This is a genomic window from Pseudomonas sp. MEJ108 (assembly GCF_030208985.1).
In the GTDB taxonomy this organism is placed as follows: domain Bacteria; phylum Pseudomonadota; class Gammaproteobacteria; order Pseudomonadales; family Pseudomonadaceae; genus Aquipseudomonas; species Aquipseudomonas fragariae.
In genome coordinates this window covers 47,117-64,355 of sequence record NZ_JARVSW010000046.1, presented here as the reverse complement: position 1 = coordinate 64,355, position 17,239 = coordinate 47,117, and the positions used below count along the sequence as shown (strand labels likewise).

The following is a 17,239-nucleotide window of genomic DNA, read 5'->3' as shown; positions in this document are numbered from 1 at the left end:
TGTATGTTCATCGTTCATGCCGCCCCTTTCGCGAACACGTTCGCTCCTACGCCCTCCGGGCAGAAGCTTGAAAATGTCACTACCACGCAGAGCGCTCATCGTTATGCGCACGTTCGCTTTTGACTCTGGCCGTAGGCCGTAGGAGCGAACTTGTTCGCGAACGGTATTGCAGACGATGTATGTTCATCGTTCATGCCGCCCCTTTCGCGAACACGTTCGCTCCTGCGCCCTGCGGGCAAACGCCATCACCGGCTCAGGTAGGCGAACCGGCCTTTGAACGGTTTGCCGATGGGGTCGGCCAGGTCGCCGTGTTTGCTGGTGGTCAGGCCAAGATCCACCAGTGATTCGGCCAGTTTCACTGCCGCTGCCACGCCGTCGATGACCGGCAGGCCTATCGCTTCGCTCAGTTGCCTGCCCAGATCCGCCATCCCGCCGCAACCCAGCACAATGGCTCCCGCCCCTTCTTCGTCACGGGCGCGACGGGCCTGTTCGGCCATGCATTCGATGAGCTCCGGCCCGCTTTCCTCCAGCGCCAGCACCGGCAGATCGATACAGCGCACCGATGTGCATAACTCACTGAAGCCATAACGCTGCAGCAAGTGCTCGGCGATGATCCGCGTGCGGGTCAGCGTCGTGACCACGGCGAAACGGGTAGAAATCAGGCTGGCCATATGAAAGGCCGCTTCGGCGATGCCTATCACCGGGGCACTAGCGTACTCGCGTGCCGCCAGCAGCCCGGGGTCGCCGAAACAGGCGATGATGTGCGCGTCGACCTGTTGCTCGCGGCCCTTGCGCACTTCTTCCAGCACGCCCAGCGTTGCTATCGCCTCATCGAAATGGCCTTCGATGGACACCGGGCCATCCGCCGGACTGCAGGCGATGATCTGTGTGCCTGGGCGCGCCACGGCTTGCGCGGCCAGACCGATCTTGTGGGTCATGGCTTCGCTGGTATTGGGGTTGATCACTTGAATACGCACCGGAACTCCTTCAGCGCCGTTTGAAAATGCTATGAAAATCCACTGTCTCGCTGAGCGGCGCATCCACATTCAGGCTGGCGCGGATGCGGCGCAAATGCTCGGCCATCCATTCGCGCGCCTGTTCGCCCTGCCCGCTTTCGAGCAAGGCCAGCAAGTCGACATGCTGGCCACAATCACACCCGACACTGCGTCGCGAACCGTACACCGCAACAATCAACGAGGATCGCGTGGTGAGCTGCGCGACCTGTTCGGTCAACACCTGATTGCCCGCCAGCGCGCTCAACTGCACATGAAAGCGCGCCGACAGTTGAATCGCTTCGCTGTGGCGCCCCGCGTGTTGCGCCTCATGCTCCTGATCGCAAAGCGCACGCAGTGCATCCAGACGCCGGCCGCCGACTCGCGTGGCGATCTCGGCCATCAGCGCGGGCTCGATCAGTTGCCTGGCACCCAATACATCCTGTGCTTCCTGAGCCGACGGTTGCGCGACCTCCGCGCCGCGCTTGGGGCGCAGGGTCACCAGCCGTTCCAGCGCCAGACGCTGCAAGACCTTGCGAATGCCGGTGCGGCTGATCTCGAATACGTCGGCCAGGGCGTCCTCGGGCAAGCGCGTTCCCGGAGCGAGCCGGTGTTCGACGATGGCTTCCAGGACATGCTGGTAAATCTGTTCATCACGGCCCTTTTCAGCGGCAGAAGGCGTGAGAAACAACGGGGCACTGTCAGGTCGGATCATGGATTCACATCACATTGGCATTACAGATCGTATACAAGAATAGTGCCTGATACGGAACATGATGAGTAGCGCGATTTGAATAACAGGCCAAATAGCCATTCAACTGAAAACGAATGAATCGCACCGTAAATGAGCAAAAGCGCCCTGTTTACGTGCACTTCAAATCACTGCTCGGACTTGCCCGATTTACCCGACTGTCTCCGTAAAAACGCCCTAAAACAAGACTCGCAGCCATTCCCTACCAACGAGAAATCGTATGGCACATGTTTTGCGTACACGATCGTATACAAAAAAATCATCGATCGTACTCCGATCCCGTCACGACACACCGAGGGAGTCACGCAATGACAGATCAACGCCCGGCCGGGTACAGCCCGCGCCTGCACAACCACGATCTGGGGCCGGTGCCGCAGAAGTGGACCTGGTACAACATTCTGGCGTTCTGGATGAGCGATGTGCACAGCGTCGGCGGCTACGTTTTCGCCGCCAGTCTGTTCGCCCTGGGCCTGGCCAGTTGGCAGGTGCTGATCGCCCTGCTGGTGGGGATCTGCATCATTCAGGTGATTGCCAACCTGGTCGCCAAACCCAGTCAGCAAGCCGCCGTGCCCTACCCGGTCATTTGCCGCCTGGCTTTCGGCGTGTTCGGTGCCAACATTCCCGCCATCATTCGCGGGCTGATCGCGGTGGCGTGGTACGGCATTCAAACCTACCTGGCGTCCAGCGCACTGGTGATCGTGGTGCTGCGTTTCTTCCCGGAACTGGCCGTCTATCAAAGCGTGACATTTCTCGGACTGTCCTGGCTCGGCTGGTTCGGCTTTCTGGCGTTGTGGGTGGTGCAAGCCGCGGTGTTCTGGACGGGTATGGAGTCGATCAGGCGCTTCATCGACTGGGCCGGCCCTGCCGTTTATGCGGTGATGTTCGCTCTGGCAGGCTGGATTGTCTGGCGCGCCGGCTGGGACAACATCAGTTTTACTCTGGCTGAAAAGGAGTTGTCCGGCTGGGCAGCGTTCGGCCAGGTGGTCATGGCCATTGCGCTGGTGGTCTCGTATTTCTCCGGGCCGACGCTGAACTTCGGTGATTTCAGCCGCTATTGCCGCAGCATGGCCGACGTGCGCCGCGGCAATTTCTGGGGCTTACCGGTGAATTTTCTGGCGTTTTCACTGGTAACAGTGGTGATCGTCTCGGGCACGTTGCCGATTTTCGGTGAGATGATCCACGACCCGATTGCGACCGTCGCGCGCATCGACAACACCACGGCCGTGCTGCTCGGCGCCTTCACCTTCGTCACCGCCACGGTAGGCATCAATATCGTCGCCAACTTCGTTTCCCCCGCCTTCGACTTCGCCAACGTGGCGCCCAGCCGCATCAGCTGGCGGGCAGGCGGCATGATCGCAGCGGTAGCGTCGATCTTCATTACTCCCTGGAACCTGTTCAACAACCCTGAAGTGATTCACTACACCCTCGACGTGCTGGCGGCCTGTATCGGCCCACTGTTCGGCATCCTGCTGGTGGATTACTACCTGATCAAGAAGCAGCAGATCGATGTGGATGCCCTGTTCGATGACACGCCAAGCGGTCGCTACTGGTACACCAACGGCGTGAACTGGATCGCGGTCAAGGCATTGCTGCTCACCGCACTGGTCGGTCTGTGCTTCACCTTTGTCGAGTGGTTCAAGCCGATTGCCAACTTCGCCTGGTTTACCGGCTGCATCCTGGGCGGCACAGTGTTTTACGCGTTGACCCGCTGGTCGCCCGTACAGGCTGCCAACCTTCCTGCGCCTGTCGGCCAGCATTGAGACGTCGCAAGACGCCAATACCTGAATGAAACCAGCGCTTTCAGAGGATTCGCCAAGCCCGGCATGACCTGAAAGCGCCGCCCTGCCTGCTCCGCTGAAAATAGCGCACGCCCCAAGTGATATTAATTTAATATCATCCACTCCAGAATCATTGAATGACCGAGTGTCACTCATCGTTTTGTGAGGCCTGAAGCACAAAATAGAATAAATTTTGTACAACTTTCAGGCCGCTGCGCTGCCCTATGACTGAGTCTTTGTGAACCAGGCGTTCAAGTGGGTCGATAGTGATGAGCAATGATGTTTTTGGCGGCAGGCCATTCGCCCCCCAGCCACCCGTTCCCTCGGCGCAGGAAGCAGCCGAGCGGCTGCAACTTGCCCTGGAGTCAGGGGCGGTTGTCGGTACCTGGGTGTGGGACATCATTGCCGATCAGTTGACCGGCGATGAGCGTTTTGCCCGGACCTTCGGCTTGTGCCCGAAGCTGTGCGCCAAAGGTTTGCCACTGGAACTGGTGATTGCCTCCATTCATCCTGACGATTCGGCCAGAGTCGACAAGTCAATCGAGGAAGCGCTGCAGAGTAGCGAAACCTATCGATGCGAATACCGGGTTCTCCATGAAGACGGTATTTATCGCTGGATCGAAGCCAGCGGAAGAATCGAACGCGACAGTCGTGGCAAACCCATTCGCAGTCCGGGTGTATTGCTTGATATAGACGGCCGTCGCACTGCCGAAGACGAGCGCGACCGCCTCAACGAGTTGCTGAGAATATTCACAGCTGCCGTTCCCGGCGTTGTCTACGCCAAGGATCTCGAAGGTCGAATGCTGGTCGCCAATCGTGGCACCGCTGACCTGATCGGCAAGCCGCCCGAGTTTTTCATTGGCAAGACGGACCTGGAATTTCTGGATGATCAGGAACAGGCGCGGACGCTCATGGAAACCGACCGCCGGATCATGCAGAGCAATGTCAGCGAACAGATCGAAGAACAGGTCAACCTGGCTGACGGCTCTGCAGCGATATGGCTCTCGACCAAAGCGCCGCTGCTCGATGCCAGCGGCGACGTGATCGGTCTGATCGGCTCCTCTATCGATGTAACCGCCAGAAAAAAAGCCGAAGAAGCGGTCAGAGAACTCAACCAGACACTCGAACAGCGCATCGAACAAGCGGTTTTCGAACGCGAGCAGATCGAAGACGCCCTGCGTCACTCGCAGAAGATGGATGCCGTCGGACAACTGACGGGGGGCATCGCCCATGATTTCAACAACTTGCTGGCCGGCATTTCCGGCAGCCTGGAACTGATCACCAAACGCCTGGCCCAGGGCCGCGTCGGTGACGTCGACCGTTACGTGTCGGTCGCCCAGGGCGCAGTACGCCGCGCCGCATCGCTGACCCACCGCCTGCTGGCGTTCTCAAGACGCCAGACACTGTCGCCAAGAGTCACCGACGTGAACGGGTTGATTCATGACATGGAAGAGTTGATCGCGCGCACGGTCGGCCCGGAGATAGACATCAAGGTCGTCGCCCATGATGACCTGTGGCCCGCGCTGATCGATCATGCCCAGCTGGAAAGCTCGCTGCTTAACCTGTGCCTGAACGCCCGTGACGCAATGCCCAACGGCGGGCGCATTATCATCGAGACCGCCAATGCGTCCCTCGAAGAGTGCACCGACCCGGATCACGGCATTCCTGCCGGCGAGCACCTGAGCATCCGCGTGACCGACACGGGCATCGGCATGAGTCCGGACATCGCCGCCAAAGCCTTTGAACCATTCTTCACCACCAAGGCCATCGGTGCCGGCACCGGTCTCGGGCTGTCGATGGTGTATGGCTTTGTGCGCCAGTCCGGCGGGCAGATTCGCGTCGAGTCGGTCGAAGGCCAGGGCACCAGCGTGGTCATGCACCTGCCACGCTACACCGCTGACAACGCTCCCCGCGCCGTTGAGCCGGAAGTCATCGAAGAGCCGCCGCATCACACCGGCGAAACCGTTCTGGTCGTAGACGACGAACCCTCGGTGAGGATGCTCGTCGCCGAAGTCATCAGCGGTCTGGGCTACAACTGCCTGGAGGCGGCAGACGCACAATCAGGCTTGCAGATCCTGCAGTCGGACACACGCATCGACCTGCTGATCAGTGACATAGGCTTGCCAGGCGGCATGAATGGCCGGGAAATGGCCGATGCGGCCGGTGACTGTCGACCTGGCTTGCCGACCCTGTTCATCACCGGTTACGCCAAGACATCCGTGCTGGACGATTGCCACCTGCGGCCTTGCACGCAAGTGCTGACCAAGCCGTTCGGGCTGGACGCGCTGGCCGGGCGAGTGACAGGTCTGATCGGCGCTGACGCGGTCGCCCGCGGGTATTCGTGAGATGAACCCGACCACGCCTGATGGTCGGTATTTCGTGGTCAAGGGGCAACTCTGGCGGTGCTCCAATCCCTCCTTGAGCGACGACGTCCGCCAGAATCTGGTGGATGAGCTGATGGCTGCACGTCGTGCAGTCAAGGCCCCCAAGGCATCCGAAGACCCCGCAGCCCTGAAGGCGGCTCGGGCCAGTGTCGACAAGGCCAAAGTTGCCCTGGGCGAGCGCGGTGAAGTCTGGTGGACCGATGGCGCTGAAGATTTCAATCGGCACAAGGTGCAAAACACGCCTTATGCCCAGTGGTACCTCGACCTGAATCACCCTGCCATCTGAAGCTGCCAGCCTGATTGGGGGCTGAAAGATGAAAAAATCAGGCCTTTTGTCATTTATATGACACATGACATTCATAAACACCGATTCCCGCCGATAACCACCCCTGCTCCACCCACTACCTATGACCCCTTGCGCAATACCCCTCTAAAGGCTCATATCGGCATGAGAAAATCTTTAAAATTCAGCCATAAAATTCTCTTGGCGGCGTCCCTTGTGGTGATCGCCGCATTCACGCTATTCACGTTCTATAACGACTATCTGCAGCGCAATGCGTTGCACGTGCAGCTCAAGGAGAACCTTAACCAGACGAGCGAAAGTACCGCCGGCAATATCCGTAACTGGCTTTCAGGGCGAATTCTTCTGGTAGAGAACCTGGCGGAAAACGCGTCTTCGCCTCAGTCCCCGCAAGAGCAGAATCGGGTACTCGGGCAACCCACGCTGATCGCCACCTTCATGAGCATTTACCAGGGCAGAAGCGATGGCTCCTTCGTCACCCAGCCGCCTGATGACATGTCGGCCGACTACGACCCAAGAACCCGACCGTGGTATGTCGATGCCCTTCGCGCCGGCAAAACCATCCTGACCGAGCCGTATCTGGACGCCGTGACCAAGGGCCTGGTCGTGACCCTTGCCACACCGATCAAGGGAGACTCCGGCGTGTCCGGTGTAATTGGCGGCGACCTGAGCCTGGAAATCCTGGTGAAGATGATCAGCTCGCTGCGGCTGCACGGCGACGGATACGCGTTTCTGGTCGACGCGAATGGCCGCATCCTGGTCCATCCGGACACCTCACTGGTGATGAAGACGCTGGCCGAAGTCTACCCGGCGAACACGCCCAGGCTGTCGCAAGACCTGAGTGAAAGCGAGTATGCCGGCAAGACCCAGATCCTGACCTTCGCTCACGTAGACGGCCTGCCCTCGGTCAACTGGTACGTCGGCGTAGCAATGGATAAAGACATCGCCTACGCGGCCCTGGGCGAGTTCAGAAACTCGGCCATCGTGGCCACTGTGATTGCTGTGGTGCTGATCATCCTGCTGCTGGGCATGCTCCTGAGTGTCCTGCTGCGCCCACTGAACCTGATGGGCCGCGCCATGCACGATATCGCTGCCGGCGAAGGTGACCTGACCAAGCGCCTGGTCATCGAGAGCCAGGACGAGTTCGGGCATCTGGGCAATGGTTTCAACCTCTTTGTAGAGCGAATCCATGACTCGATGCGTGAAGTCGCCTCCTCCACCGTGCAGCTCAATGAAGTTGCCCTGCGGGTACTGAATGCATCCAACTCGTCGATGCTCAACTCCGATCAACAGTCCCACCGCACCAACAGCGTCGCCGCAGCCATCAATGAGCTGGGCGCCGCAACGCAGGAGATCGCCCAGAATGCCGCGCGCGCCTCGGGTCACTCCAGCGATGCACGAACGCTGGCGTCGGACGGGCAGGACGTGGTCGGGCAGAACATCGAGGCCATGAGCCGTCTTTCCAAGCGCATCAGCAGCGCAAGCGGGCAGATCGAAACGCTGAACACCAAGACAGCCAACATCGGCCAGATCCTCGACGTGATTACCGGCATCTCGCAGCAGACCAATCTACTGGCCCTCAATGCGGCCATCGAGGCCGCACGTGCAGGTGAAGCCGGCAGAGGGTTTGCCGTGGTTGCCGACGAAGTCCGCAGCCTGGCGCACCGAACGCAGGAATCGGCGAGTCAGGTGCAGGAGATGATCGAGCAACTGCAATCCGGTGCCCGTGAAGCCGTGTCGATCATGAACGACAGCCAGCGCGAGAGCGTTGAAACGGTCGGCATTGCCAACAAGGCCGTTGCAAGCCTTGAGCACGTGACCGAACGCATTGGCGAAATCGATGGCATGAACCAGTCGGTCGCTGCCGCCACCGAAGAGCAGACCGCCGTCGTGGAAGCGATCAACGTGGACATCACCGAGATCAATACGCTGAACCAGCAAGGCGTAGAGAACCTGAACGCGACCCTGCGCGCGTGCACTGACCTTGAACAGCAGTCCACCCGACTGACGCAGTTGGTGGGCAGTTTCAGGATCTGATGTGCCAAGGCCGCTGCCGGGAAGCGTTCGGCAGCGGCCTGCCTTGCATAAATATCGGGGAATAGCGCCAATCTCTCGTTTTGGCGGTATGGTTACGCTTTCGTATGAGGGTGATCCATGGCCGTTCAAAACCCCAACAGTTCTCAAAAGCACCTGGCGGTGCTGATCGATGCCGACAATGCGCCAGCAGCTATCGTAGAAGGTCTTTTCGAAGAGATCGCCAAATATGGCGTGGCCAGCGTCAAGCGCATCTATGGTGACTGGACCGGCCCGCAGCTCGGCGGCTGGAAGAAAGTTCTGCTCGACTACTCCATCCAGCCCATCCAGCAATTCGCCTACACCAAAGGCAAGAATGCGACTGACAGCTCATTGATCATCGACGCGATGGACTTGCTCTACACGCGTCGTTTCGACGGGTTCTGCCTGGTGTCCAGCGACAGTGACTTCACACGCCTGGCCTCGCGCCTGCGTGAGGAAGGTCTGACCGTTTATGGCTTTGGCGAAGAAAAGACACCCAAACCCTTCGTGGCGGCCTGCGACAAGTTCATCTACATCGAATTGCTTCGCGAAGAGATCGCCGTACCCGCCAGCGCAGACCCTGCATCGGACGCCACCGCACCTGCAGACAACGTCAAATCCGTTGCCGCCGAGCCGAGCAAGAAGCCCAAGGCCCCAGTGGCTTTCATTGCGAAAATCATGGACGACATCGCTGATGAAGACGGTTGGGCGCACTTGAGCGCTCTGGGCACAAACATCACCAAACTGCGGCCGGAGTTCGATCCTCGTACCCATGGCTACAAGAAACTGAGCGATTTGATCAAAGGCTATCCACAAACGTTCGAGCTACAGGCCCGTGCGGCCTCTGGCGGAACAGCAGTGCTTTATGCGCGGCATAAGCTGCAGGGCAAGTGAGGTTTGTCAGTCCTGGGCTGACAGTTGCGACTGTCAGTTCTTTCCTGACGCTGTAGCTGGGACGGCACCGTCGAACACATGTAAAAAAGGTCAGCCTGAAAACGCCGGTCTTCCAGTACGGCCGCACCTGTTTCGGTAACACCAAGAACAATGTGCTGGACATAGGGAAACGAGATGTCGTGATCCAGCACAGCGGCTGAAACCAGCAGTCCCTCTTTGACCAGCTCATCAATCATGGCCATAAAATCCCCGGCCGCCGGAACGTCTGATTGAAGACGTATCAGCGCGAGATAAATTTGCCCAGACGTCAACTTTCCAGGGCGAACGAAGTTGGCGCTGCGGACGATTTCAAGCACCGCCAATTCATCGGAAAAATTATTAAAACCCATAGCGGCCTCCAGCTTCTGAAGACGCTGACCCGCCTGTCCGGCTACGTCAGGACTTTTAAAAGAAGCTCAGCTCGTGATGAGCGGAAACGCATCTGGCTTCCGTTATTCATCTTGCAATTAAACGAGCCAGGTCCAACTGGCACATACGGATTTCATGAAGCTGCGTGTAGACGCTTTAGAGTGGAATCGTTGGAAAGGCCATCCGTTGCGGATGCCGTTAACGATGATCCGGTTTCAGAAACTTCATCACTTCGTCTATCACCGATGGATGATCAATCAACCGATTGTGGCCAAGCCCTTCAGTAGTAAACAGACGCGCCCCCGGCCATAGTTCTGCAAAACGAGCGCCCTTTTCCCACGGTGTTTCGCGGTCACGGCGGTCATGAATGATCAGGGCGGGACGATCAAGCAGCGGCAGTCGCGAAGTGGCGTCGTAGTCTGCAAAGCGGCGACCGGTCAGCGAATGCAGGACGGCCTCGAAAGGTTTGAATACTTTGTGGGCAACACCGACTGAATCGAACTGTTGAAATACGCTGTCCGTAGGTGCCAGGAGCGGCGCAATCAGGATAAAACGCTCGGGGCGCCACGACTGTTCCTGAGCGAAAACAATCGATGAAGCGCCGAGTGAATGCGCTATCACCGCCGAAGGCTTTCCGAAATGGCGTCCCACGTGCTGCTGCACAGCCACGAACTGGGTCATATGACTGATGCTGCCCGCGCTCAACCCGTGCGCGGGCTGATCGAACCCCACCACGGCGTAGCCCATGGAGCGCAGTAACGGCACCCATCCGATAAACCGCATCGCGTAACTTGACCAGCCGTGGGCCAGCAACACATACGGCTGGCTGGAGGGATCGCCCCAGACATAGGTGGCAATTCTGATGCCGTCCAGTTCAAGGCTACCGGTTTGCACATCCGTCGCTGTACTCAGAATTTCAGCAGCCTTGGCACGTCCGGACGCCTGCGGAGTCACAAAACGTCGAGCGAGATATCTTCCAGTGATGCCCGGTAGAATACGGCTGATCAGCGTGAACGTGCCGCGCAGCGTCAATAGTCGAAGCCTCTTGATGATGTCGCTCATCGGTATTCCCCACACCCGTCAGATGATCTGGCACCATTAGAACAGCCTATCTTGTCACTGACAAGATAGGCTGAGCCGACGGGAATATAACTTTTGTTTCATGATAGGGAGCCTTACATGTCGACTTCAGACACCCCGCGGACCTACCACCACGGCAATCTGCCTGCCGTTCTGCGTCAGGCCGCCTGGGATATCGTGGGTGAATCGGGAGTGCGCGGGATGTCACTGCGCGAGTGCGCCAGACGGGCGAATGTCTCTCACGCCGCTCCCGCTCACCATTTCGGCTCTCTGGAAAATCTGCTGGCAGAGGTGGTGGCCGATGGATATGAGCGCATGGCCGACGTCATCATTGCCGTCCAACAGGAACTTGACGACACCCTCCTGGGTTGCGGCATTGGTTATGTAAGTTTCGCCAAAAGTTACCCGGAGCACTTCCGATTGATGTTTGGCGCGGGTGTAAACCGCACGTTACCAAGGCTGCTTAAATCGGGTGAACGTACGCTGCAAGTGCTCCGCCAGTCGATACGCAACGCCTGGGTAGCGAAATACGGTAGCGAGCCCGAGCCGGAACTGCTTGAACAGCGCACCTTCCTCGCCTGGAGCACCGCACATGGTTACGCGTCCCTGATAATCGACAGAAAGGCGGATCAATTCCCTATTCCCTCTGCGGAGTCGATATTCCAGTTGGTGAAACGCTCCGTGCTTACGCCGTCAGACTGAAAACAGGCGTACTGACTCCACCTGATCGACACACAACCGCCGTCGTGACTGCGCTTGCGCAGAAGCGGTTTCGACGGTGTGCATGCAATTTGCCAGGACGTCTTCCGATGATGCTCTCCACATCCCCTTCCGAAAACTGCGCTCGATCGGCATCGAGCGTTTTTGATGTCGATCAACATCAATACGTTGACATTTTAGATTTCGATCGTAATCATAAGTGCGACTTCCTCAACGCACTTTACGAGTACATCCTCCATGACAACGCCATCCACTGTTCTCATTACCGGTGCCTCCAGCGGCATCGGCGCGGTATATGCCGAACGATTTGCCCGTCGCGGTCACAATCTCGTGACAGTCGCTCGTGACAAGGCACGTCTTGATGCCCTGGCGGCGCGCCTTCGTGAAGAAAACGGCGTTGCCGTTGAAGTCATTCAGGCTGATTTGACTCGATCTGCCGACCTCACGGCTCTGGAAACCCGTCTGCGTGAGGACACCAGCATCGATGTGCTGATCAACAACGCTGGCATTGCTCAATCCGGAGGGTTCGTCCAACAGAACGCCGAGTCCATCGACAAGCTTGTCGCACTCAATATCGTCGCCCTGACACGCCTTGCGGCCGCCGTGGCCCCGCGTTTCGCGCAGTCCGGCTCAGGCTCGATCGTCAACCTCGGATCGGTGGTGGGCCTTGCGCCAGAGTTCGGCATGTCGGTCTACGGTGCGACCAAGGCCTATGTGCTGTTCCTTTCCCAGGGAATGAACGTGGAACTGGCGCCCAAGGGCGTATACGTCCAGGCGGTGCTCCCGGCGGCCACCCGTACCGAAATCTGGGAGCGCGCGGGAATCGATCTGAACACTATTGCAGAGGTGATGGACGTCGACGAACTGGTTGATGCGGCACTGGTGGGCTACGACCGCCGCGAACAGGTGACCATTCCGCCGCTGCATGTGGCGGGTCGTTGGGACTCGCTGGATGAGGCGCGACAAGGGCTGTTGTCGGACATTCGACAGGCCCAGGCGGCCGAGCGCTATCGCCCGCAAGCCTGAAGCGGATCAAGCCGTGGCAGGCGTCCATTCTTGTTCGACGACACTGGAATCAGAGCGTCATGAAAGCACTGACATTCGAGAACTACGGCAAATCGCCGGAGATTGCGATTACCCACGTTCCCATACCGGCCATCAAACCTGATGAACTGTTGGTGGAAGTTCACGCGGCCGGGTTGAACCCGATCGACAACATGATCACTACGGGTGCTTTCAAGACTGTGGTGAAGCTGCAACTACCGGCCATCATGGGCAGCGATCTGGCAGGCGTGGTCATTCAGGTGGGCAGCGCAGTCACTCGATTCAAGGCAGGCGACGCGGTATTCGCGAGCCTGTTCGAGCTGGGTGGGGGCGCAATCGCCGAGTTCGCCGCCGTGCCGGAACACGCTGCCGCCCGGAAGCCCGCCAATCTGGACTTTGTTCAGGCAGCCTCCATTCCGATGGTCGCGCTTACGTCGTGGCAGGCATTCAAGGAGCGCGCCTCTCTTCAATCGGGCCAGAAAGTGTTCATAGCGGCCGGGGCTGGAGGTATCGGCACCTTCGCCATCCAGCTGGCCAAACACCTGGGCGCCGAAGTGGCCACGACCACCAGCACAGGAAATATGGCGCTGGTTCGCAGCCTGGGCGCAGATGAAGTCGTGAATTACCAAGAGCAGGCATTCGAACAGTTGCTGCACGACGTTGACCTGGTCCTCGGCACCACCCGGGGAGACGACCTTGCAAGAGCTGTCGGCATCCTCAAGCCCGGCGGCAGGATCGTATCACTGGTCGGTCCGCTGGATGCGTCATTCGCCAAGGCTCGGCGGATGAATGCGTTCTTCACCTTCGTATTCGGGTTGATGAGCCGCAGGATCACGCGTCTGGCCAGAAAGAAGAATGTGTCGTACTCGTTTCTGTTTGTTCGCGCGGATGGCGCTCAACTTGGCGAGATTGCCAGGTTGCTTGAACGTGGCCAGATAACACCGGTGATTGACAGGGTCTTTGCGTTTGAACAGGCCCGCGAAGGGCTTGAATACCTGGGTCAGGGCCGCGCCAAAGGCAAGGTCGTCGTGAAGATCAAGTAAGCGCTTATTAAAGCCCCGCCCAGCCACCCTTCAGGCACGCGCCTGTCGAGCATTGGAGTATCGAATGAACACCTCTTCCAAAAGAACCGCCATCGTCACGGGTGCATCATCGGGCATCGGTCGCGCCACCGCCGAGGCGCTGGCGCGCGCCGGGTATACCGTGTTTGGCACGAGCCGCAAAATCGGTGACAGTGATGCACAGGTCTCCATGCTGACCTGCAATGTCACGGCTGACGATTCTGTCCGCGCGCTCGTTGCTGCCGTCCTCGCGCAAACCGGGCGTATCGACCTGCTGGTCAATAATGCCGGCATCGGCATGCTGGGCGGCGCCGAGGAGTTCTCGATCCCGCAAGTGCAGGCCCTGTTCGACGTCAATCTGTTTGGCGTCATGCGCATGACCAACGCGGTATTGCCGTCGATGCGCCAACGAGGTCAGGGGCGCATTATCAATATCGGCTCGGTTCTGGGGCTGATACCGGCGCCCTACTCGGCGCATTATTCGGCGGTCAAACACGCCCTGGAAGGCTATTCGGAATCGCTCGATCACGAAATTCGCGCCTTCAACGTCCGGGTCTCGGTCATTGAGCCGGCCTACGTACGCACCGTCTTCGATCAAAATGGCATCGAGCCGGATTCGCGGTTGCCGGAGTACGATCAGGCGCGAGCCGGTGTCCGTGCACTGCTCGCCGATGTCATGCCGACAGCCGACCTGCCCGAGGTTGTCGCAGCGGTGGTGCTGAAAGTGGCGAGCGATGTTCGTCCCCGGCATCGATACACCGCCGGCAAGACCGCCCGACAAATCAGCCTGCTACGGCGCTTCGCACCTGCCGGGGCGTTCGATAAGAGCTTGCGCAAGCAGTTTCGCTTGCCGGAGTAAATGGCATGGGTCGGGATGGAATGGTAAGTTGCCAAAGCGCCCTCTCCGGTCCATGCGCATCCTTGGTTCAACCGATAGCGTCAGTAACCGACGCCCCTGACCCCGCCCGAAGCGCGGATGGATTCGCCGGTGACCCAGTGCGAGTCCTGCGACGCCAGAAACACAGCCAAGGGGGCGATATCTTCGGGCTCTCCAAAACGACCCAAGGGTGTTCCAGCCAGAATCTTCTCACCTAACTCACCGGCAAAATGCCCATGGGTTGCCGGGGTGTTGGTGTGCCCCGGCAGGATCGAGTTGACCCTGATGCCCCGCGCGCCCAGCTCTCTGGCCAGCGCGAAGGTCAAGGTATCGACCGCGCCCTTGGTCGCCGCGTACACGCTCGACGCCAGGTAAGGGTCGGTGCTGAGAATCGAGCTGATATTGATGATGCTGCCGGTCGGCCCCAACAATTTGACGGCCTCTCGCACTGCAAGCAGGTAGCCCAGCACGTTCAGGTTGAATTGCGTGTGGAAAGCCTCTTCAGTCAGGTCGTCGATCATCTGGAACACAGCGACACCCGCATTGTTGACCAGAATGTCCAGAGCGCCGTACTTCGTGCCGACCGTTTCGAACAGGCGTATCACGTCTGCTGACTGGCTCATGTCTGCCTGTACCGCAAACGCGGAGCCGCCGTGCTCTGCGATCCAGGCGACGACGGCGTCCGCATCCGCCTTGCCGGAAGCGTAGTTGACGATGACGGTCGCGCCCTCGGCGCCCAGTGCTTTGGCGATCCCGGCACCTATGCCTTTGGACGCCCCCGTGACAACCGCTATCTTTCCTTCGAGTTTCATAAACCGGCCTTCTTCAAGTGATGTGGTATGAGGCCTCGTTGCAATCGGATCATGAATGACCGCCAGGCAACCAGCCGCGTGTCATCAGTATTCGGCCATCGAGGAGCACAACGTTTGCCGGTTAGTCGCAGATCCTTGCCTGTTCCTCTCAAGTTGCTTGCCATGCCTCGGGATATGGCCCACGGTGGCCTGTATGGAGAAATCATTGGCAGAACTGCGCTGCATCGTGATGCGCGCACAGGACAAGTGGACCGACACCGGGTTGCCTCGTGTGTCCATGGTCCGGGCCGAGGCCTGTGCGGATCAGGTCTATCAGCCGATGCTGCACTTGGTGCTTCAAGGCACCAAGACCCTGTCGATCGGCGAAGATGCGTCCAGATACACCGCGGGGCACTACTTTCTGGTGCCTGTCGATGTGCCTGCGACGGGGCAGATTCACGCCGACACGCCGGACAAACCTTATCTTGCGGTCAGCCTGACCCTCGATCCGGAAGTAATCGCCACGCTGCTGATGGCCGAAGGCAGAGCACCTGAAGCGCCCCAGAACGCCTGCTTCGAGGGCGTCATCGCGCCAGATGAAATGATCGATGCGTGGTTGCGCATGCTGCGACTCATGGACCGCCCGCACGAAGCCGCAATCCTCGCGCCCATGATCGAACGGGAGATTCTGTTCCGGGCCTTGCAGGGACCACTGGGTGGCATTCTTCGTGACGTTGCACGCCCGGATGGCCGACTGACGCAGATCCGCCGCGTCACCCAGTGGATTGGTGAGCACTACACCGAGCCCTTTCGCGTCGAACCGCTCGCGCAGATGGCCGACATGAGTGTTGCTGCCTTTTACAGGCACTTCAAATCCGTCACAGCGATGAGCCCGATTCAATATCAGAAGCGCCTGCGCCTGTTGAAGGCGCGCTGGTTGCTGCTCTTCGACACACTGGATGCGACCTCCATCGCTTATGCCGTAGGGTACGAAAGCGCTTCGCAATTCAACCGGGAGTACGCGCGGCTGTTCGGCCTGCCTCCGGCGCGGGACGCTGCAAGATTCAGGACGCCCGCAGATGAATTGACGGCCGTGTCGTGAGCCGTCGCCCCAGTTGTTACATGTCAGTCACGAGCGTACCGGCAATGCTCTCGGCGAACCCGCCACCGAAGACCTTGGCCGGTGTGACAAAACCCGGCAGCCGTTCGCCGTCGAGCACGCGACGCGCAGCCTCTACGGCCGCCAGCGGCGTATAGGTATAGCCGTTCACGGTCTCGATCATGGAACGTGCGATCGCGCCCTTCGCATCGGTCACTTCAACCACTGCACGCGCCCGATGCGCCTCCCTTTGCTCGGGCGTCGGGCCATCAGGCAGTTGTGACAGATCGCCTTGCGGGAACGCATCCCCGGCGATATGCACAAACATTGCAATATTGGGGATGCCGGTCGAATGCCAGGCGGTGACCAGATCACCGAATGACAACGGTACGCAAAGGACCGGACCCTGACCAAAATCAAAATGACGCGGCTCGGCATTCGGCGTTGCAACAAGTTCGCCATCGATTCTGGCGAGCACGCCTGCACCAATGATTTCGCTGACACTCATGGCAGACCCGCGGGACATCGACCCTGGCACCTGCAGCGCCATGTTCAGCGCCGTTGGCCCCTGCACGCGCCCGGCAACCTGCACGGCCAGCGAATCGGTAGGCACGACATCCCAACCGACACCCGGTAACAGCATGACCTGACTTGCCGCCGCTTCAGCGCCCAGCCTTTCGGCCAGCCGGTAAACGTTGATCTCGGCGGTGATGTCGAGGTAGTCGACACCGGCCTTGATACAGGCGCGCATCAACGGCTCGGCGGTCTGCACAAATGGCCCTGCGAAGTTGAGCAACACCGAGATGCCGGACAAAAAACCCTCGGCCTGGTCGGCATCGAAAACCCGGTATTTCACGTCCAGCTGCGCAGCGAGGGAGGCGAGGCGCTGCTGATTGCGTCCGGCGATTTCTACATTCAGGCCGAGCGCCCTGGCCCGCTCTGCGGCCATACGCCCGGTGTAGCCCGTAGCGCCATAAATCAGAAGTGTGCTCATTGGACGTGCT

The 17,239-nt window shown here is 59.3% G+C and carries 16 protein-coding genes and 1 pseudogene; 11 read left to right on the top strand and 6 right to left on the bottom strand.

The genetic code is table 11. The features are described 5' to 3' along the window. Positions 1–245: 245 nt before the first annotated feature. Both QRN50_RS19565 and QRN50_RS19560 read right to left on the bottom strand, forming a co-directional pair. A complete protein-coding gene (locus QRN50_RS19565; protein ID WP_003412566.1) occupies positions 246–977 on the bottom strand; it encodes an aspartate/glutamate racemase family protein in 732 nt (243 codons plus the stop codon). A gap of 10 nt (positions 978–987) precedes the next feature. Next, positions 988–1,707 carry a GntR family transcriptional regulator gene (locus QRN50_RS19560; RefSeq protein ID WP_011268494.1) on the bottom strand — a complete coding sequence of 240 codons (720 nt, stop codon included), beginning with the start codon at positions 1,705–1,707 and terminating at the stop codon, positions 988–990. Positions 1,708–2,051: 344 nt separating this feature from the next. Here QRN50_RS19560 and QRN50_RS19555 point away from each other — a divergent pair, with 344 nt between their 5' ends. The 6 genes and pseudogenes from QRN50_RS19555 to QRN50_RS19535 all read left to right on the top strand — a co-directional run bounded on the left by QRN50_RS19555 (position 2,052) and on the right by QRN50_RS19535 (position 9,155). Continuing rightward, positions 2,052–3,503 carry an NCS1 family nucleobase:cation symporter-1 gene (locus QRN50_RS19555; RefSeq protein WP_096126548.1) on the top strand — a complete coding sequence of 484 codons (1,452 nt, stop codon included), beginning with the start codon at positions 2,052–2,054 and terminating at the stop codon, positions 3,501–3,503. Between the two features lie 287 nt (positions 3,504–3,790). After that, positions 3,791–5,866: a hybrid sensor histidine kinase/response regulator gene (locus QRN50_RS19550; protein WP_024639140.1), complete on the top strand. Its 2,076-nt coding sequence runs from the start codon at positions 3,791–3,793 to the stop codon at positions 5,864–5,866. Between the two features lies 1 nt (position 5,867). Beyond that, entirely contained in the window at positions 5,868–6,191 is a 324-nt protein-coding gene (locus QRN50_RS19545; RefSeq protein ID WP_096126549.1) for a hypothetical protein, read from the top strand. A gap of 57 nt (positions 6,192–6,248) precedes the next feature. Continuing rightward, positions 6,249–7,388, top strand: a pseudogene (locus tag QRN50_RS25995) (HAMP domain-containing protein); the annotation flags it as partial. A 15-nt stretch (positions 7,389–7,403) separates the two neighbouring features. Then, positions 7,404–8,243, top strand: a complete 840-nt coding sequence (locus QRN50_RS25990; protein WP_371136436.1) for a methyl-accepting chemotaxis protein — start codon at positions 7,404–7,406, stop codon at positions 8,241–8,243. 117 nt (positions 8,244–8,360) lie between these two features. Continuing rightward, positions 8,361–9,155 carry an NYN domain-containing protein gene (locus QRN50_RS19535; RefSeq protein ID WP_003406424.1) on the top strand — a complete coding sequence of 265 codons (795 nt, stop codon included), beginning with the start codon at positions 8,361–8,363 and terminating at the stop codon, positions 9,153–9,155. On the opposite strand, the gene QRN50_RS19530 is transcribed toward QRN50_RS19535, so the two are convergent. Together QRN50_RS19530 and QRN50_RS19525 are read right to left on the bottom strand one after the other, a co-directional pair. After that, entirely contained in the window at positions 9,125–9,544 is a 420-nt protein-coding gene (locus QRN50_RS19530) for a hypothetical protein (protein ID WP_003406425.1), read from the bottom strand. The genes QRN50_RS19535 and QRN50_RS19530 overlap by 31 nt on opposite strands. 217 nt (positions 9,545–9,761) lie before the next feature. Continuing rightward, on the bottom strand, positions 9,762–10,625 hold the full coding sequence (locus tag QRN50_RS19525; RefSeq protein ID WP_003406426.1) for an alpha/beta hydrolase: 864 nt from the start codon (positions 10,623–10,625) through the stop codon (positions 9,762–9,764). A 117-nt stretch (positions 10,626–10,742) separates the two neighbouring features. Here QRN50_RS19525 and QRN50_RS19520 point away from each other — a divergent pair, with 117 nt between their 5' ends. The 4 genes from QRN50_RS19520 (at position 10,743) to QRN50_RS19505 (ending at position 14,327) form a co-directional block, all read left to right on the top strand. Then, entirely contained in the window at positions 10,743–11,345 is a 603-nt protein-coding gene (locus QRN50_RS19520; protein WP_003406427.1) for a TetR/AcrR family transcriptional regulator, read from the top strand. Positions 11,346–11,600: 255 nt separating this feature from the next. Further along, positions 11,601–12,389: an SDR family NAD(P)-dependent oxidoreductase gene (locus tag QRN50_RS19515; RefSeq protein ID WP_024651362.1), complete on the top strand. Its 789-nt coding sequence runs from the start codon at positions 11,601–11,603 to the stop codon at positions 12,387–12,389. Positions 12,390–12,448: 59 nt separating this feature from the next. Beyond that, positions 12,449–13,450 carry an NADP-dependent oxidoreductase gene (locus QRN50_RS19510; RefSeq protein ID WP_096126550.1) on the top strand — a complete coding sequence of 334 codons (1,002 nt, stop codon included), beginning with the start codon at positions 12,449–12,451 and terminating at the stop codon, positions 13,448–13,450. A gap of 64 nt (positions 13,451–13,514) precedes the next feature. Beyond that, positions 13,515–14,327: an oxidoreductase gene (locus QRN50_RS19505; protein ID WP_096126551.1), complete on the top strand. Its 813-nt coding sequence runs from the start codon at positions 13,515–13,517 to the stop codon at positions 14,325–14,327. Between the two features lie 80 nt (positions 14,328–14,407). On the opposite strand, the gene QRN50_RS19500 is transcribed toward QRN50_RS19505, so the two are convergent. Next, complete coding sequence (locus tag QRN50_RS19500; RefSeq protein ID WP_003406431.1) at positions 14,408–15,157, bottom strand: SDR family oxidoreductase; 750 nt, start codon at positions 15,155–15,157, stop codon at positions 14,408–14,410. Between the two features lie 193 nt (positions 15,158–15,350). On the opposite strand from QRN50_RS19500, the gene QRN50_RS19495 reads away from it, so the two are divergent. Continuing rightward, positions 15,351–16,238, top strand: coding sequence for an AraC family transcriptional regulator (locus QRN50_RS19495; RefSeq protein ID WP_011268504.1), 888 nt, complete (start codon positions 15,351–15,353; stop codon positions 16,236–16,238). A gap of 16 nt (positions 16,239–16,254) precedes the next feature. Here the strand turns inward: QRN50_RS19495 and QRN50_RS19490 are convergent, their stop codons facing one another. Continuing rightward, on the bottom strand, positions 16,255–17,229 hold the full coding sequence (locus QRN50_RS19490) for a saccharopine dehydrogenase family protein (RefSeq protein WP_096126552.1): 975 nt from the start codon (positions 17,227–17,229) through the stop codon (positions 16,255–16,257). Between the last annotated feature and the right edge of the window lie 10 nt (positions 17,230–17,239).

Coding starts and splice junctions, on each gene's coding strand:
- QRN50_RS19560 (WP_011268494.1), bottom strand. CDS start 1,707: ATGATCCGACCTGACAGTGCCCCGTTGTTTCTCACGCCTTCTGCCGCT.
- QRN50_RS19555 (WP_096126548.1), top strand. CDS start 2,052: ATGACAGATCAACGCCCGGCCGGGTACAGCCCGCGCCTGCACAACCAC.
- QRN50_RS19550 (WP_024639140.1), top strand. CDS start 3,791: ATGAGCAATGATGTTTTTGGCGGCAGGCCATTCGCCCCCCAGCCACCC.
- QRN50_RS19545 (WP_096126549.1), top strand. CDS start 5,868: ATGAACCCGACCACGCCTGATGGTCGGTATTTCGTGGTCAAGGGGCAA.
- QRN50_RS25990 (WP_371136436.1), top strand. CDS start 7,404: ATGCGTGAAGTCGCCTCCTCCACCGTGCAGCTCAATGAAGTTGCCCTG.
- QRN50_RS19535 (WP_003406424.1), top strand. CDS start 8,361: ATGGCCGTTCAAAACCCCAACAGTTCTCAAAAGCACCTGGCGGTGCTG.
- QRN50_RS19530 (WP_003406425.1), bottom strand. CDS start 9,544: ATGGGTTTTAATAATTTTTCCGATGAATTGGCGGTGCTTGAAATCGTC.
- QRN50_RS19525 (WP_003406426.1), bottom strand. CDS start 10,625: ATGAGCGACATCATCAAGAGGCTTCGACTATTGACGCTGCGCGGCACG.
- QRN50_RS19520 (WP_003406427.1), top strand. CDS start 10,743: ATGTCGACTTCAGACACCCCGCGGACCTACCACCACGGCAATCTGCCT.
- QRN50_RS19515 (WP_024651362.1), top strand. CDS start 11,601: ATGACAACGCCATCCACTGTTCTCATTACCGGTGCCTCCAGCGGCATC.
- QRN50_RS19510 (WP_096126550.1), top strand. CDS start 12,449: ATGAAAGCACTGACATTCGAGAACTACGGCAAATCGCCGGAGATTGCG.
- QRN50_RS19505 (WP_096126551.1), top strand. CDS start 13,515: ATGAACACCTCTTCCAAAAGAACCGCCATCGTCACGGGTGCATCATCG.
- QRN50_RS19500 (WP_003406431.1), bottom strand. CDS start 15,157: ATGAAACTCGAAGGAAAGATAGCGGTTGTCACGGGGGCGTCCAAAGGC.
- QRN50_RS19495 (WP_011268504.1), top strand. CDS start 15,351: ATGGAGAAATCATTGGCAGAACTGCGCTGCATCGTGATGCGCGCACAG.
- QRN50_RS19490 (WP_096126552.1), bottom strand. CDS start 17,229: ATGAGCACACTTCTGATTTATGGCGCTACGGGCTACACCGGGCGTATG.